1 protein-coding gene and 1 pseudogene are annotated in these 1061 nt (G+C 49.7%); both read left to right on the top strand.

Going from position 1 to position 1061, the window contains the following annotated elements; translation table 11 throughout:
• On the top strand, positions 1-389 hold a 389-nt coding region (locus AB5935_RS25340), incomplete at its 5' end, for an FAD-dependent oxidoreductase (RefSeq protein ID WP_368327794.1).
• 7 nt (positions 390-396) lie between these two features.
• A pseudogene (locus tag AB5935_RS25335) lies at positions 397-1061 on the top strand (alpha-galactosidase); the annotation flags it as partial.

Here is a 1061-nt window from a genome sequence, read left to right as displayed (position 1 = left end):
GCGTGAACAGTGTCCGCTTTCCCGGCAATGAATTCAAGTCGGCTACGGTGCATCGTTGGATTCATCCTTATGCCGTTCCCTATCGCTGTCTCTATTCGCGCAATGTGGACAATCTCTTTATGGCAGGTCGTAATATGAGTTGCACCCATGTAGCTTTGGGTACGGTACGTGTGATGCGGACTACCGGCATGATGGGTGAAGTAGTAGGTATGGCAGCCGGACTCTGCCACAAACATAGTGTAGAGCCACGCGACATCTATCATCATCACCTGCCCGAACTGAAGCAACTTATGCAAGCGGGTCTGGGCAAACGCGATGTGCCCGATAACCAACGATTCAACGAACCCAACAAATTGTTGGAAGTTCCGGGAGCTTACATCAAACCGTAGACAAACTATGAGCAAAAAAAATATTATCACGATATTTCTATCGGCAATATGTACCTTGCCGCTTTGGGGAGGACAACAGTATTACGCTTTTCTGAAAGGTGACACGCTACGTATGGGCAATAACTATATGGAACGCGCCATGCTGTGGAATAACGGTGCGCCTGTTACCATCAGCCTTACTGACAAGCAACACGGAAAAACCATTCCGGCACAGGGCAAACAACCCGATTTCTCGATTGTGAAAGGTATCCCTACGGACGCCACATTCACCGTGAACGAGATACCGACGAACGGCATCCACGCCAGTTATCTGCAGGCTACCGTGGCTTGCACTATCGGTTCGCTGAATATAGAGCGTCGCTATCGCATTTATGCAGACTGTCCCGCCATTGCTTGCGATACCTATCTGAAAGGGCAAGTGGAACTTTATCAGAATAAGGAGGATAACCGCTCTAACGCCGACCGCAAAAATATAGAGCACACGGCCGATATGGCTACGGGGGTGAAAACTCCCACGCTCGACAGGCTGCAACTATCCGGCAATCATTGGAGTGCCCGCACAATAGAGTTTTTCGACTACACCGATTGGAACGACAATCTGGTGACCGGGCGTACCTGGCTTCCTTACCGTCGCAATACGTATCGTGGTAATTTGCTTTTTGCTCATGACGT

The sequence above is a fragment of the Phocaeicola sp. RTP21198st1_B8_RTP21198_201120 genome (assembly GCF_040929485.1).
In the GTDB taxonomy this organism is placed as follows: Bacteria; Bacteroidota; Bacteroidia; order Bacteroidales; family Bacteroidaceae; genus Phocaeicola; species Phocaeicola dorei.
The sequence above is the reverse complement of the archived record's forward strand: the minus strand, read 5'-3'. Positions and strand labels throughout refer to the sequence as shown.